Origin of the sequence: Bacillus testis, assembly GCF_001243895.1 — a bacterium.
In the GTDB taxonomy this organism is placed as follows: Bacteria; Bacillota; Bacilli; order Bacillales; family DSM-1321; genus Bacillus_AD; species Bacillus_AD testis.
The window spans coordinates 263,592-277,609 of sequence record NZ_LN851186.1 but is presented as its reverse complement, the minus strand read 5'-3'; the positions used below and the strand labels follow the sequence as shown (position 1 = coordinate 277,609).

Here is a 14,018-nt window from a genome sequence, read left to right as displayed (position 1 = left end):
AAGAAATATTGGTTTTACTTGGTGTGTTTGGATGCAAAAATTTACTTTGCCTTCTTACTGTTATCTAGTTTTCAAGGAACAAATCCGTCGAATGATCAACTTCGTTCTTCTTCGTCAGCTTCAATCACTCAGTCACTCACTTATGCAAATAAGCTCGTTCCTTCGTTCAATCGCTTCCTCGAATAACTCGTTGCTGATTCGACTCAGTTTTATGTTTGAGAAAGGAATGCTCTCTCAAAACTAAACAAGACAGTCACGTAACATTCTTCTAATTTCCTTAGAAAGGAGGTGATCCAGCCGCACCTTCCGATACGGCTACCTTGTTACGACTTCACCCCAATCATCTGTCCCACCTTAGGCGGCTGGCTCCAAAAGGTTACCCCACCGACTTCGGGTGTTACAAACTCTCGTGGTGTGACGGGCGGTGTGTACAAGGCCCGGGAACGTATTCACCGCGGCATGCTGATCCGCGATTACTAGCGATTCCGGCTTCATGCAGGCGAGTTGCAGCCTGCAATCCGAACTGAGAATGGCTTTATGGGATTGGCTAAACCTCGCGGTTTCGCTGCCCTTTGTACCATCCATTGTAGCACGTGTGTAGCCCAGGTCATAAGGGGCATGATGATTTGACGTCATCCCCACCTTCCTCCGGTTTGTCACCGGCAGTCACCTTAGAGTGCCCAACTGAATGCTGGCAACTAAGATCAAGGGTTGCGCTCGTTGCGGGACTTAACCCAACATCTCACGACACGAGCTGACGACAACCATGCACCACCTGTCACTCTGTCCCCCGAAGGGGAACGTCCTATCTCTAGGAGTGTCAGAGGATGTCAAGACCTGGTAAGGTTCTTCGCGTTGCTTCGAATTAAACCACATGCTCCACCGCTTGTGCGGGCCCCCGTCAATTCCTTTGAGTTTCAGTCTTGCGACCGTACTCCCCAGGCGGAGTGCTTAATGCGTTTGCTGCAGCACTAAAGGGCGGAAACCCTCTAACACTTAGCACTCATCGTTTACGGCGTGGACTACCAGGGTATCTAATCCTGTTTGCTCCCCACGCTTTCGCGCCTCAGTGTCAGTTACAGACCAGAAAGTCGCCTTCGCCACTGGTGTTCCTCCAAATATCTACGCATTTCACCGCTACACTTGGAATTCCACTTTCCTCTTCTGCACTCAAGTCCCCCAGTTTCCAATGACCCTCCACGGTTGAGCCGTGGGCTTTCACATCAGACTTAAAGGACCACCTGCGCGCGCTTTACGCCCAATAATTCCGGACAACGCTTGCCACCTACGTATTACCGCGGCTGCTGGCACGTAGTTAGCCGTGGCTTTCTGGTTAGGTACCGTCAAGGTACCAGCAGTTACTCTGGTACTTGTTCTTCCCTAACAACAGAACTTTACGACCCGAAGGCCTTCTTCGTTCACGCGGCGTTGCTCCGTCAGACTTTCGTCCATTGCGGAAGATTCCCTACTGCTGCCTCCCGTAGGAGTCTGGGCCGTGTCTCAGTCCCAGTGTGGCCGATCACCCTCTCAGGTCGGCTATGCATCGTTGCCTTGGTAAGCCGTTACCTTACCAACTAGCTAATGCACCGCGGGCCCATCTATAAGTGATAGCCGAAACCATCTTTCCTTCTTCCTCCATGTGGAGGAAGAACCTATCCGGTATTAGCCCCGGTTTCCCGGAGTTATCCCAGTCTTATAGGCAGGTTGCCCACGTGTTACTCACCCGTCCGCCGCTGACTTCCGGGAGCAAGCTCCCTTCTGTCCGCTCGACTTGCATGTATTAGGCACGCCGCCAGCGTTCGTCCTGAGCCAGGATCAAACTCTCCAATAAGTGTTTGACTTGCTCATAAAATAAAACTTGTGTGTTTCAACTCTGTTGAAACGTTTAGTTAGAATTAACGTTGACGTGTTGTCTTGTTTAGTTTTCAAAGAACAAATGGTGGAGCCTAGCGGGATCGAACCGCTGACCTCCTGCGTGCAAGGCAGGCGCTCTCCCAGCTGAGCTAAGGCCCCAAATAAATGGTCGGGAAGACAGGATTCGAACCTGCGACCCCTTGGTCCCAAACCAAGTGCTCTACCAAGCTGAGCTACTTCCCGAAACAATAAATAAAATATGGCGCGCCCGAAAGGAGTCGAACCCATAACCTTCTGATCCGTAGTCAGACGCTCTATCCAATTGAGCTACGGGCGCATATACAATTTCAAATGGTGCCGAGGACCGGAATCGAACCGGTACGGTAGTCACCTACCGCAGGATTTTAAGTCCTGTGCGTCTGCCAGTTCCGCCACCCCGGCGAAAATAATGGAGCGGAAGACGGGATTCGAACCCGCGACCCCAACCTTGGCAAGGTTGTATTCTACCACTGAACTACTTCCGCATATGGTGCGGGTGAAGGGACTTGAACCCCCACGCCGTAAGGCGCCAGATCCTAAGTCTGGTGCGTCTGCCAATTCCGCCACACCCGCAAATTATAATGGTGAGCCATGAAGGATTCGAACCTTCGACCCTCTGATTAAAAGTCAGATGCTCTACCAACTGAGCTAATGGCTCTCTATTAAGAGAAAGTGGTGCCGGCAAGAGGAGTCGAACCCCCGACCTACTGATTACAAGTCAGTTGCTCTACCAACTGAGCTACACCGGCATCTTATAAGTAGAATATGGTGGAGGATGACGGGATCGAACCGCCGACCCTCTGCTTGTAAGGCAGATGCTCTCCCAGCTGAGCTAATCCTCCATTTATCGCCTGGCAACGTCCTACTCTCGCAGGGGGAAACCCCCAACTACCATCGGCGCTGAAGAGCTTAACTTCCGTGTTCGGAATGGGAACGGGTGTGACCTCTTCGCCATCATTACCAGACATTCATTTGAGACAAATATTATTATATCTGCTTGTCCAAATAATTTCAAGAAGAAATTTATTCCTTCAAAACTAGATAAAGGAAGGAGCAAATCATGTGTCCAAACATATTAATTAGGTTAAGTCCTCGACCGATTAGTATTCGTCAACTCCATGTGTCGCCACACTTCCATCTCGAACCTATCAACCTGATCATCTCTCAGGGGTCTTACTAGCTTGACGCTATGGGAAATCTCATCTTGAGGGGGGCTTCATGCTTAGATGCTTTCAGCACTTATCCCGTCCGCACATAGCTACCCAGCGATGCCTTTGGCAAGACAACTGGTACACCAGAGGTGCGTCCATCCCGGTCCTCTCGTACTAAGGACAGCTCCTCTCAAATTTCCTACGCCCGCGACGGATAGGGACCGAACTGTCTCACGACGTTCTGAACCCAGCTCGCGTACCGCTTTAATGGGCGAACAGCCCAACCCTTGGGACCGACTACAGCCCCAGGATGCGATGAGCCGACATCGAGGTGCCAAACCTCCCCGTCGATGTGGACTCTTGGGGGAGATAAGCCTGTTATCCCCGGGGTAGCTTTTATCCGTTGAGCGATGGCCCTTCCATGCGGAACCACCGGATCACTAAGCCCGACTTTCGTCCCTGCTCGACTTGTAGGTCTCGCAGTCAAGCTCCCTTATGCCTTTGCACTCTACGAATGATTTCCAACCATTCTGAGGGAACCTTTGGGCGCCTCCGTTACATTTTAGGAGGCGACCGCCCCAGTCAAACTGCCCGCCTGACACTGTCTCCCACCCCGATTGAGGGGTGCGGGTTAGAATTTCAATACAACCAGGGTAGTATCCCACCGACGCCTCCACCGAAGCTGGCGCTCCGGCTTCAAAGGCTCCTACCTATCCTGTACAAGCTGTACCAAAATTCAATATCAGGCTGCAGTAAAGCTCCACGGGGTCTTTCCGTCCTGTCGCGGGTAACCTGCATCTTCACAGGTACTATAATTTCACCGAGTCTCTCGTTGAGACAGTGCCCAGATCGTTACGCCTTTCGTGCGGGTCGGAACTTACCCGACAAGGAATTTCGCTACCTTAGGACCGTTNAAGAAATATTGGTTTTACTTGGTGTGTTTGGATGCAAAAATTTACTTTGCCTTCTTACTGTTATCTAGTTTTCAAGGAACAAATCCGTCGAATGATCAACTTTGTTCTTCTTCGTCAGCTTCAATCACTCAGTCACTCACTTATGCAAATAAGCTCGTTCCTTCGTTCAATCGCTTCCTCGAATAACTCGTTGCTGATTCGACTCAGTTTTATGTTTGAGAAAGGAATGCTCTCTCAAAACTAAACAAGACAGTCACGTAACATTCTTCTAATTTCCTTAGAAAGGAGGTGATCCAGCCGCACCTTCCGATACGGCTACCTTGTTACGACTTCACCCCAATCATCTGTCCCACCTTAGGCGGCTGGCTCCAAAAGGTTACCCCACCGACTTCGGGTGTTACAAACTCTCGTGGTGTGACGGGCGGTGTGTACAAGGCCCGGGAACGTATTCACCGCGGCATGCTGATCCGCGATTACTAGCGATTCCGGCTTCATGCAGGCGAGTTGCAGCCTGCAATCCGAACTGAGAATGGCTTTATGGGATTGGCTAAACCTCGCGGTTTCGCTGCCCTTTGTACCATCCATTGTAGCACGTGTGTAGCCCAGGTCATAAGGGGCATGATGATTTGACGTCATCCCCACCTTCCTCCGGTTTGTCACCGGCAGTCACCTTAGAGTGCCCAACTGAATGCTGGCAACTAAGATCAAGGGTTGCGCTCGTTGCGGGACTTAACCCAACATCTCACGACACGAGCTGACGACAACCATGCACCACCTGTCACTCTGTCCCCCGAAGGGGAACGTCCTATCTCTAGGAGTGTCAGAGGATGTCAAGACCTGGTAAGGTTCTTCGCGTTGCTTCGAATTAAACCACATGCTCCACCGCTTGTGCGGGCCCCCGTCAATTCCTTTGAGTTTCAGTCTTGCGACCGTACTCCCCAGGCGGAGTGCTTAATGCGTTTGCTGCAGCACTAAAGGGCGGAAACCCTCTAACACTTAGCACTCATCGTTTACGGCGTGGACTACCAGGGTATCTAATCCTGTTTGCTCCCCACGCTTTCGCGCCTCAGTGTCAGTTACAGACCAGAAAGTCGCCTTCGCCACTGGTGTTCCTCCAAATATCTACGCATTTCACCGCTACACTTGGAATTCCACTTTCCTCTTCTGCACTCAAGTCCCCCAGTTTCCAATGACCCTCCACGGTTGAGCCGTGGGCTTTCACATCAGACTTAAAGGACCACCTGCGCGCGCTTTACGCCCAATAATTCCGGACAACGCTTGCCACCTACGTATTACCGCGGCTGCTGGCACGTAGTTAGCCGTGGCTTTCTGGTTAGGTACCGTCAAGGTACCAGCAGTTACTCTGGTACTTGTTCTTCCCTAACAACAGAACTTTACGACCCGAAGGCCTTCTTCGTTCACGCGGCGTTGCTCCGTCAGACTTTCGTCCATTGCGGAAGATTCCCTACTGCTGCCTCCCGTAGGAGTCTGGGCCGTGTCTCAGTCCCAGTGTGGCCGATCACCCTCTCAGGTCGGCTATGCATCGTTGCCTTGGTAAGCCGTTACCTTACCAACTAGCTAATGCACCGCGGGCCCATCTATAAGTGATAGCCGAAACCATCTTTCCTTCTTCCTCCATGTGGAGGAAGAACCTATCCGGTATTAGCCCCGGTTTCCCGGAGTTATCCCAGTCTTATAGGCAGGTTGCCCACGTGTTACTCACCCGTCCGCCGCTGACTTCCGGGAGCAAGCTCCCTTCTGTCCGCTCGACTTGCATGTATTAGGCACGCCGCCAGCGTTCGTCCTGAGCCAGGATCAAACTCTCCAATAAGTGTTTGACTTGCTCATAAAATAAAACTTGTGTGTTTCAACTCTGTTGAAACGTTTAGTTAGAATTAACGTTGACGTGTTGTCTTGTTTAGTTTTCAAAGAACATCTTGTTTTAAGAAACAGCTTTTTAATTTTACCATCTTTTCAAGTCGTTGTCAACAACTTTTTAAGAAGTTTTTTTCAGCCGTTCTTAAGCGACTTTATTATCTTATCATCTCAGTCGCAAAGTGTCAATAACTTTTTTCACTTTTTTCTTTTTCATTATAGTGTTTAAGTCGTTGTCCTTAACAACAGATATAAATATACCATCATTCTTTTATAGCTGCAATAGTTTTTTAGAAAAAGTTTTTTAGAATAACAAAGTTGGAATAATCATTCTTTTCTGCCTCTTGTGGCATTAAAAATAAAAAGGAAGCGACAGATTTCTGTCACTCCCTTTTTATTCATTATCGTTGACGCATATATGGGAAAAGCAATACATCACGGATAGACGGCGAGTTAGTCAGAAGCATAACTAAGCGGTCTACACCGATTCCCAAACCACCGGTAGGCGGCAGACCGTATTCTAATGCTTCGATGAAGTCTTCATCCATCTCATGTGCCTCATCATTTCCGGCTTCTTTCTCTTTCAGTTGCGCTTCAAAACGCTGTCTTTGGTCAATTGGATCATTCAGCTCAGTGAAAGCATTCGCATGCTCACGGCCCACGATAAACAGTTCAAAACGGTCTGTAAAGCGTGGATCTTCAGGGTTCTTCTTGGCAAGCGGCGAAATTTCGACTGGGTGGCCAAAGATAAAAGTAGGCTGGATCAGTGTTTCTTCTACTTTTTGCTCGAAGAATTCATTTACAACATGGCCAAATTCCATATGCGGAGCCACTTCAACGCCGTGTTCTTTAGCGATTGCCTGCGCTTCTTCCTTCGTCATATGCTTCCAGAAATCTACGCCTGTTTGTTCCTTGATGGCATCTACAATATGGATTCTCTTCCATCTAGGTGTAAGATCGACTTCATATTCTCCGTATTGAATGACAGTCTTGCCGTGTACCTCTTTCGTTACATGGGCAATCAGGCTTTCAGTCAAATCCATGATATCGTTATAATCAGCATATGCTTCATATAGCTCGATCATTGTAAATTCAGGATTATGGCGGGTTGATGTCCCTTCATTACGGAAGACTCTTCCGATTTCATACACTTTTTCTAAACCGCCGACAATTAATCGTTTCAAGTGAAGCTCAATGGCGATACGCATGTATAGAGTCATATCAAGCGCGTTATGGTGCGTGACGAAAGGACGCGCTGCTGCCCCTCCGGCTATTGTATGCATCATTGGCGTCTCTACTTCAAGATAGCCTTTGCTATCCAAATAACGGCGCATAGATTGAATGATCTTGCTTCTTGCGATGAATGTCTTCTTGCTCTCTTCGTTCGTGATCAAGTCAACATAGCGCTTGCGGTAACGTTCTTCAACATCCTTCAATCCGTGGAATTTATCAGGCAAAGGGCGTAATGCTTTTGTCAGGAAGGTAAACTCCTTCGCTTTTACAGAAAGCTCTCCTACGTTTGTAATAAATACGGTCCCTTTGATCCCTATAATATCTCCAAGGTCAGCATGCTTGAAATAGTCGTACGCTTCCTCTCCGACTTCATCTTTTCTTACATAGATTTGGATTTGGCCAGAAAGGTCCTGAATATGGGCGAATCCAGCTTTTCCTTTTCCGCGTTTCGTCATAATACGGCCGGCAATGGTCACTTCAGGTTTTTTCTCTTCTAAAGCTTCCTTTGTTTCCTCTCCGTATGTATCTAGAATTTGTTGCGCCAGATGCGTACGCTCAAAACGCTTGCCGAAAGGGTCTCTTCCTGCATCAATCATGTTTTGCATTTTTTCGCGTCTGACCAACAATTGATCATTTAATTCTTCATGACTCATCCTTACTCACTCCACTTTCTTTAACTTATATATGTCAGCTCATAGATCGAACCTGATTATCTTTACTTATTGTACACAAAGAAAGGCAGGAAAACATCTTTTTTCACATTTCAACCTCAATTAATGAGCTTAAGTCCTGTCTTACGGCCTATAAAAAAAACTGCCAGAGCGACTGGCAGCTTTTCAACAAATCGTATTATAGAAAAAAGCAATTGGAAAGTCAACCCATTAGACTGCTTGAATACAACTCTGCTTTTCGGTTTCTTCAAGCAGATTTTCCAATACCGCTACCATTTCCGCTCTTGTATTGCATTCATTGATTTCATTGCGGACTCTCGCGTTGCCTTTGATGCCTTTCAAATAATAAGAAGCATGCTTCCTCATTTCACGCACAGCGATGTATTCATTCTTCAGGTTGATTAATCGATCCAGATGAAGGATACATACATCGATCTTCTCCTTCGGTGTCGGCTCGTCCACCAACTCGCCTGTTTCCAGGTATTTGACTGTACGATAGATCATCCATGGATTACCGAGTGCCGCCCTTCCAATCATGACGCCGTCACAACCTGTTTCCGCCAGCATTCTCTCTGCATCTTGCGGAGTCATCACATCACCGTTTCCGATAATGGGAATATTGACTGCTTCCTTCACTTCACGGATGATGTCCCAGTTGGATGTACCTGAATACAATTGTACACGTGTACGGCCATGCAATGATACAGCCTGGCCGCCGGCACGCTCAACCGCCTGGGCGTTCTCGACAGCATAAATATGGTCTTCATCCCAGCCCATGCGCATTTTGACTGTTACTGGCTTATCGACTGCATCCACTACCGCAGCCACCATATCATAGATTTTATCCGGGTCCAGAAGCCACTTTGCCCCGGCATCTACTTTAGTGATTTTTGGTACTGGACAACCCATATTGATATCAATAATATCAGCAATTGAGTGTTTATCGACAAATTGCGCCGCTTCAACCAAGGATTTCTTTTCCCCGCCAAAAATCTGCAGGCTTAAAGGCTTTTCTCTTTCATCTATATATAACATATTCATGGATTTCTCGTTTTTGAAGATGATTCCCTTATCGCTGATCATCTCCGCGCATACAAGCCCTGCTCCGAATTCCTTAACAGTCAATCTGAAAGCAGAGTTGCAAACGCCTGCCATAGGCGCAAGCACTACGCGGTTTTTTATATCGACGTTTCCTATTCTAAACATCGGTATATCCTCCTTTGTTGAACTGGTTCGTTTTATCCCGTCCCCATTCCTTACAATGATTCCCCTTCTTCAGGAGGCTGCAGTTCCTCCAGCGGCACATCGAGCGCCGCCGCTATTTCCTGAAGAAATGCCTCAGATGGCATCCGGTTGCCCCGTTCAATCTCCCCAAGCAATGAGACCGATACCAGCAATTGCTTTGCCAACCCATCCTGTGTATATCCTTTTAATTTCCTAAATGCGCGAATGCGTCTTCCCCATTTTTCCGCTTCCATAATCGTACTCCTTCTTTATCAGGTATACGTGCCAACACGTCTTGCAAATTTTCTTCCCCCGATGGAAGCTTGATGTGTGGTTCTATTTCCAAAAGCGGAATGATGACAAATGCGCGCTCATGCATCCGAGGATGTGGAACAGAAAGGTCATCTGATTCAATATTGTCTTGATTATAGAGTAAAATGTCAAGGTCTATTGTCCGCGGACCCCATCTGATGATCCTTTTTCTTCCTAATTGCTGTTCAATATCCTGGCATACTTTCAGCAGTTCTTCTGCGGACAGAGCCGTATGCAGCTTCACTGCAAGATTCAAGAATTTACCTTGGTCTGTGTATCCGACCGGTTCTGTTTCATAGAGAGAAGAAACATTGGTGACTTCAATCTTGTCATGTTGCCGGAGAAGCTCAACAGCTTCCCGCAAATAGGACAACCGGTCATCCAGATTAGAGCCAAGCGATAAAAAGGCTAGGTTATCCATCAGCTACGCCCCCTCATAATTTCAACCGCAACAGATGCGTAGTGGCCAGGAATAGGCGGATCAGGTTTAATGACCTTCACACGGCATTGCGCAACCGCTTGGTAACGCGCCAACACTTCATCTGCAATTTTTTCCGCAACTGCCTCAATTAGTTGATAAGGTTTTCCCTCTACAATCTCGCGGCATGTTTGATAGAGCTCGGCGTAGTTGACAGAATAGCGCAGGTCATCTGTTTTCCCCGCCTGGGCTAAATCCACCTCCACCGTAAGATCGACCCTAAATCGTTGCCCGAGTCTCGTTTCTTCAGGCAAGACGCCATGGTAACCGTAAAACTCCATATCATTTACATAAATCTTATCCATTCTATTTCCCCTTTCCCATCAAAGCATCCATCACTCTTGCTGTTCTGGATATTTCCTTTACATTATGGACCCTCATTATTTGGCATCCTTTTTGGATTCCATAACAGACAGTGGCTGCAGTTCCTTCTACACGCTCATCGGGAGGCAGGTCCAAGATAGCACCGATCATAGACTTTTTCGATGTACCTAATAGAACCGGATAGCCTAACGCCACTAAGTGATCCAAATGGCGCATCATCTCTATATTCATCTCGAAATCCTTGGCGAATCCGATACCCGGATCGAGAATGATGTTCTCGTCTGTTACGCCGGCTTTTTTGACTGCTAGTATACATTCATATAAATCTGTATAGCTGTCGCGGATAAACTCCTTGTAATCCATATTGGCGCGATTATGCATAATAATATACGGAACATTAAGCTCGGCCGCTGTCTGGTACATACGTTCGTCTGCCTTGCCTCCCCACACATCATTGATGATATGGGCGCCCGCCTGGATCGCTTCTCTGGCTACATTCGCTTTATAGGTATCAATCGATAACGGCACCGCTACTTCCTCTTTAAGAGCTTTGATGACCGGGATCACCCTGCGCAACTCTTCTTCTTCCGTTACTTTGGCGGCTCCTGGGCGGGTCGATTCCCCGCCGACGTCAATTATATCCGCACCGTCAGCAACTAGTTTTTTCGCATGCTTAACCGCTGCCTCCACTTCTACATAAGACCCACCGTCTGAAAAAGAATCGGGAGTAGCATTAAGGATACCCATTATTAAGGTTTTTTTGCTGTAATCCAGCTTGTAATCTCCGCATTGTATGACTGTGCTTGTATTCATCTTTTTAGCCTCACCCATTCTTTTATAATGCATTGCCTTCCAGGAGTTCTTCCCGCTTGGCTTTATATAAATCATATAATCGCTGTACCATTTCTCCATCAGAGCCCCTATATACCCCGACACCTTTGATTCTGGAGATCGGCACGATTTCCTGGACGGAATTGGTCAGAAAGACTTCCTCCGCTTCGGATAGCTTCTCCAACGGGTAAAACCCCTCTTTGTAAGGGATGCCCAGTCGCTTTGCCATTTCTAGAATAAATTGTCTCGTAATCCCCGGCAAAATGCCAGTTTCCAGATTGGGTGTATATAGGATGCCTTCTTGCACCCAAAATAAATTAGATGTTACAGCTTCAGCTAACATGCCTTCTCTATTTAAATAAATCCCTTCCTCTTCTTCTGCCAGTTCCCTTGTTGCCGCCATATTATTGCCGTAATGATGGGACTTCAAGCGGTATGCCTGTTCAGGGGAATTCCGCCGCAACTCCAATATTTTTGCTTGCCGCTCGATGAGTTGTTCCGGCGCTGGCGGCAGGCCGCTCATGAACACGAGAATGTTCGGTTCCAGATAAGGGCCCTTCTGCAATCCGACCGGCCCAGGACCGGCTGATATATTCAGGCGGACCCTGGCATTTTTCAGTCCATTCAAAGACAGCAATCGGCTTACTATATCAGCGATCCTCTCTCCGTCCACATTGTATTCAATGTACATCGCATCAAGGCTCTTTTGCAAACGCCTCAAATGGTCCTTTAAAAGAAACGGATGGCCATTGTAGATCCTGAACGTTTCAAAAACGCCCATTCCATATAAAAAGCCATGGTCAAAAGGAGTAATGGCGGCATCTTGTTCCGGAATAAAGGCCCCGTTCTGATAAATCATCATGATTGTATCTCGCGCTTTCTATCTGTCTTATGCAAATGGAGAAATGCCTGCAGCATTTCCTTGCCGCATTGCGTCATAATGGATTCAGGGTGGAACTGTACCCCTTCAATCGGCAAATCGCGATGGCGAATAGCCATGATGTGCCCTTCCTTTGTCCAAGCTGAGACTTCCAGACAATCAGGAAGCGTCTTCCGGTCAACAATCAAGGAATGGTAACGTGTCGCCAAGAAGGGATTCGGAAGTCCCTCAAAGATGGTCCGGCCATCATGGTAGACCGGCGAGGTTTTGCCATGCATAAGTTCGGGAGCCTGTACGACCCGGGCCCCGAAAGCCTGTCCGATCGACTGTTGGCCGAGGCAAATGCCGAAAACAGGAATCTTTCCCGCAAAGTGCTCTATCGCCTCAAGGCTGATGCCTGCTTCATTGGGGCTGCAGGGACCCGGTGAAATCATGATATAAGAAGGGGATAATTGTTCTATTTCAGCAATCGTAATCTCATCATTCCTCTTCACAACCAGCTCTTCGCCCATTTCCCCCAAATACTGAACGACATTATAGGTAAAGGAATCGTAGTTATCAATCATCAAAATCAATGCGAGCCGCTCCTTCCACTTGATTATCTGCCAGATCCATCGCTTTCCAAACAGCTGCCGCTTTTTTCAGGCTTTCTCTGTATTCATAGATTGGCTTAGAGTCAATGACAACACCTGCTCCTGCTTGGATATGGCCAATTCCGTCCTGTGCAAACAATGTGCGGATGACGATATTCATTTCCAGATCGCCGTCAAAACCAATCCATCCGATTGAACCTGTGTACAGGCCCCGTCTTACCGGCTCCAGTTCTTCTATTACTTCCATGGTCCGTATTTTAGGAGCGCCTGTTATGGTTCCTCCCGGAAAGGCTGCCCGGACAGCATCATAGCCATCAAAACCTTCGGCAAGCTCCCCTTTCACGTTCGAGACAATATGCATGACATGGGAATACTTTTCGACCACCATAAATTCATCTACCGCCACTGTGCCATATGAACATACACGCCCAAGATCATTCCGTTCTAAGTCTACCAACATGACATGTTCGGCTCTCTCTTTTTCATTATCGAGAAGTTCTTCGGCCAACTGTTGGTCTTCTGTTTCATTTTTGCCGCGCGAACGCGTGCCTGCAATCGGCCTTGTACTGATTACCTTGCCTTTTTTCTTGAGGAGCAGCTCAGGGGAACCACTGACCACTTGGAATAGAGGTGTATGCAGATAACTCATATAAGGGGACGGATTTAGCGCTCTGAGTTCTTTATAAATCTCATAGGGGTGTGACAAAAGAGGTTTGCTTTGTCTTACAGAGAAGTTAACTTGAAATAGATCACCGGCAGCTATATAAGCCTGTATCCGTTCAACCGCATCGATGAAATCTGCTTCAGTCATTGAAACGGACACCGTTCTGTCGGCATGGGATCCAACCGGCGGAAATGGCGGCAGCTCTTTGTCTTTTGACTGAATAAAAGCAGCCGCCAACTCATCAAGCCGTTTCATACAGTCTGCTTTATAGGCTGCTTCGCCTATTTTCATCACATACAATTCGTTATCTTTATGGTCAAAGACTGCCATTTCCTCAAAGATGAGAAAATAAAGGGCCGGCACATCAAGGTCATTCCGGGAAATCTCCGGCAACCGTTCGATGGATCGGGCATAGTCATAGGACAAAAAACCGATGGCTCCGCCCTGAAAATCCGGCAAATCATTTCGGTGTTCGACTTTTCGGTCCGCCATCCACTCTCTCATAAGAAGAAGGGGATCTCCCTTTAGCTTTATGGGCTGCTTATGCCTTTCCTTTATTAACAAGCCATTCTCCGTTCCTTCAAGAATAGCCATAGGCGTTATACCGCAAATGGAATACCGGCCGCCTCGACCGCTTTCCAGCAGCACATGATTGTCTTCCTGGCGAGACAGTACACTGTATGCATGCATGAATGCTTCGTGGGTGAACGGCAATCGCTTACTGAAAATCTTGAGTCTCATACTATTTCACTCCTACTATGTTACTGTTCTCATTCTACCCCTTAGTGTACTATGAGCTCTATGCTTTTATATAGAAAATTTTTATCCATTCTATCCGAGAATAAGACTCTCACTTCAACGCCAGAGTGAAGACGAACAAATACAAGCGGCTGTGAGAACCATCGCTGGGGAGGAAACCCTCCACCGATCAAAGTTTCACTTGGTCCATTCTTTTCTGTATACAAAAAGGACACC

Annotated in this window: 10 protein-coding genes, 9 tRNA genes, 3 rRNA genes and 1 other annotated feature; of the genes, 1 reads left to right on the top strand and 21 read right to left on the bottom strand. The window is 47.6% G+C overall.

Annotated features, from left to right (window positions below; translation table 11 throughout):
* A partial coding sequence (locus BN1765_RS20335; protein ID WP_222705390.1) for a hypothetical protein occupies positions 1-186 on the top strand: 186 nt, incomplete at its 5' end.
* A 95-nt stretch (positions 187-281) separates the two neighbouring features.
* Here the strand turns inward: BN1765_RS20335 and BN1765_RS01885 are convergent.
* The 21 genes from BN1765_RS01885 to BN1765_RS01780 all read right to left on the bottom strand — a co-directional run bounded on the left by BN1765_RS01885 (position 282) and on the right by BN1765_RS01780 (position 13,784).
* Positions 282-1,831, bottom strand: a 16S ribosomal RNA gene (locus BN1765_RS01885).
* A 106-nt stretch (positions 1,832-1,937) separates the two neighbouring features.
* Positions 1,938-2,013: transfer RNA gene (locus tag BN1765_RS01880), tRNA-Ala, on the bottom strand.
* Positions 2,014-2,020: 7 nt separating this feature from the next.
* A tRNA-Pro gene (locus tag BN1765_RS01875) sits at positions 2,021-2,097 on the bottom strand.
* 17 nt (positions 2,098-2,114) lie between these two features.
* A tRNA-Arg gene (locus tag BN1765_RS01870) sits at positions 2,115-2,191 on the bottom strand.
* Positions 2,192-2,206: 15 nt separating this feature from the next.
* A tRNA-Leu gene (locus BN1765_RS01865) sits at positions 2,207-2,295 on the bottom strand.
* 8 nt (positions 2,296-2,303) lie between these two features.
* A tRNA-Gly gene (locus tag BN1765_RS01860) sits at positions 2,304-2,378 on the bottom strand.
* A gap of 3 nt (positions 2,379-2,381) precedes the next feature.
* Positions 2,382-2,466: transfer RNA gene (locus tag BN1765_RS01855), tRNA-Leu, on the bottom strand.
* Positions 2,467-2,475: 9 nt separating this feature from the next.
* Positions 2,476-2,551: transfer RNA gene (locus BN1765_RS01850), tRNA-Lys, on the bottom strand.
* Positions 2,552-2,566: 15 nt separating this feature from the next.
* A tRNA-Thr gene (locus tag BN1765_RS01845) sits at positions 2,567-2,642 on the bottom strand.
* 17 nt (positions 2,643-2,659) lie between these two features.
* Positions 2,660-2,735, bottom strand: a tRNA-Val gene (locus BN1765_RS01840).
* A gap of 7 nt (positions 2,736-2,742) precedes the next feature.
* Positions 2,743-2,858 (bottom strand): 5S ribosomal RNA (gene rrf, locus BN1765_RS01835).
* 127 nt (positions 2,859-2,985) lie between these two features.
* Positions 2,986-3,856, bottom strand: a sequence feature (23S ribosomal RNA rRNA prediction is too short).
* 383 nt (positions 3,857-4,239) lie between these two features.
* Positions 4,240-5,789 (bottom strand): 16S ribosomal RNA (locus tag BN1765_RS01825).
* Between the two features lie 445 nt (positions 5,790-6,234).
* On the bottom strand, positions 6,235-7,719 hold the full coding sequence (gene lysS, locus BN1765_RS01820) for a lysine--tRNA ligase (protein ID WP_050613600.1): 1,485 nt from the start codon (positions 7,717-7,719) through the stop codon (positions 6,235-6,237).
* 228 nt (positions 7,720-7,947) lie between these two features.
* Positions 7,948-8,943 (bottom strand): tRNA dihydrouridine synthase DusB, encoded by a 996-nt coding sequence (gene dusB / locus BN1765_RS01815; RefSeq protein ID WP_050613599.1) that lies wholly within the window; start codon positions 8,941-8,943, stop codon positions 7,948-7,950.
* 50 nt (positions 8,944-8,993) lie between these two features.
* A complete protein-coding gene (locus tag BN1765_RS01810) occupies positions 8,994-9,215 on the bottom strand; it encodes a helix-turn-helix domain-containing protein (RefSeq protein WP_050613598.1) in 222 nt (73 codons plus the stop codon).
* Positions 9,167-9,694 carry a 2-amino-4-hydroxy-6-hydroxymethyldihydropteridine diphosphokinase gene (gene folK, locus BN1765_RS01805; protein WP_050613597.1) on the bottom strand — a complete coding sequence of 176 codons (528 nt, stop codon included), beginning with the start codon at positions 9,692-9,694 and terminating at the stop codon, positions 9,167-9,169. Before folK ends, BN1765_RS01810 begins: the two co-directional genes overlap by 49 nt.
* Entirely contained in the window at positions 9,694-10,056 is a 363-nt protein-coding gene (gene folB / locus BN1765_RS01800) for a dihydroneopterin aldolase (protein ID WP_050613596.1), read from the bottom strand. The genes folK and folB overlap by 1 nt, the downstream gene beginning before the upstream one ends.
* Before the next feature lies 1 nt (position 10,057).
* Positions 10,058-10,888, bottom strand: coding sequence for a dihydropteroate synthase (gene folP, locus BN1765_RS01795; RefSeq protein ID WP_050616653.1), 831 nt, complete (start codon positions 10,886-10,888; stop codon positions 10,058-10,060).
* 22 nt (positions 10,889-10,910) lie between these two features.
* Positions 10,911-11,768, bottom strand: coding sequence for an aminodeoxychorismate lyase (pabC, locus tag BN1765_RS01790; RefSeq protein WP_050613595.1), 858 nt, complete (start codon positions 11,766-11,768; stop codon positions 10,911-10,913).
* The gene (pabA, locus tag BN1765_RS01785; RefSeq protein ID WP_050613594.1) at positions 11,765-12,361 is read right to left on the bottom strand and encodes an aminodeoxychorismate/anthranilate synthase component II; all 597 of its coding nucleotides are present in this window, start codon (positions 12,359-12,361) and stop codon (positions 11,765-11,767) included. Before pabA ends, pabC begins: the two co-directional genes overlap by 4 nt.
* Positions 12,345-13,784: an anthranilate synthase component I family protein gene (locus BN1765_RS01780; protein WP_050613593.1), complete on the bottom strand. Its 1,440-nt coding sequence runs from the start codon at positions 13,782-13,784 to the stop codon at positions 12,345-12,347. The genes pabA and BN1765_RS01780 overlap by 17 nt, the downstream gene beginning before the upstream one ends.
* Positions 13,785-14,018: the final 234 nt, after the last annotated feature.

What these genes read in the sequence shown, in the direction of transcription:
- dusB (WP_050613599.1), bottom strand. Translation starts at nt 8,943, where the DNA reads ATGTTTAGAATAGGAAACGTCGATATAAAAAACCGCGTAGTGCTTGCG.
- lysS (WP_050613600.1), bottom strand. Translation starts at nt 7,719, where the DNA reads ATGAGTCATGAAGAATTAAATGATCAATTGTTGGTCAGACGCGAAAAA.
- pabC (WP_050613595.1), bottom strand. Translation starts at nt 11,768, where the DNA reads ATGATGATTTATCAGAACGGGGCCTTTATTCCGGAACAAGATGCCGCC.
- BN1765_RS01780 (WP_050613593.1), bottom strand. Translation starts at nt 13,784, where the DNA reads ATGAGACTCAAGATTTTCAGTAAGCGATTGCCGTTCACCCACGAAGCA.
- folP (WP_050616653.1), bottom strand. Translation starts at nt 10,888, where the DNA reads ATGAATACAAGCACAGTCATACAATGCGGAGATTACAAGCTGGATTAC.
- folB (WP_050613596.1), bottom strand. Translation starts at nt 10,056, where the DNA reads ATGGATAAGATTTATGTAAATGATATGGAGTTTTACGGTTACCATGGC.
- folK (WP_050613597.1), bottom strand. Translation starts at nt 9,694, where the DNA reads ATGGATAACCTAGCCTTTTTATCGCTTGGCTCTAATCTGGATGACCGG.
- BN1765_RS01810 (WP_050613598.1), bottom strand. Translation starts at nt 9,215, where the DNA reads ATGGAAGCGGAAAAATGGGGAAGACGCATTCGCGCATTTAGGAAATTA.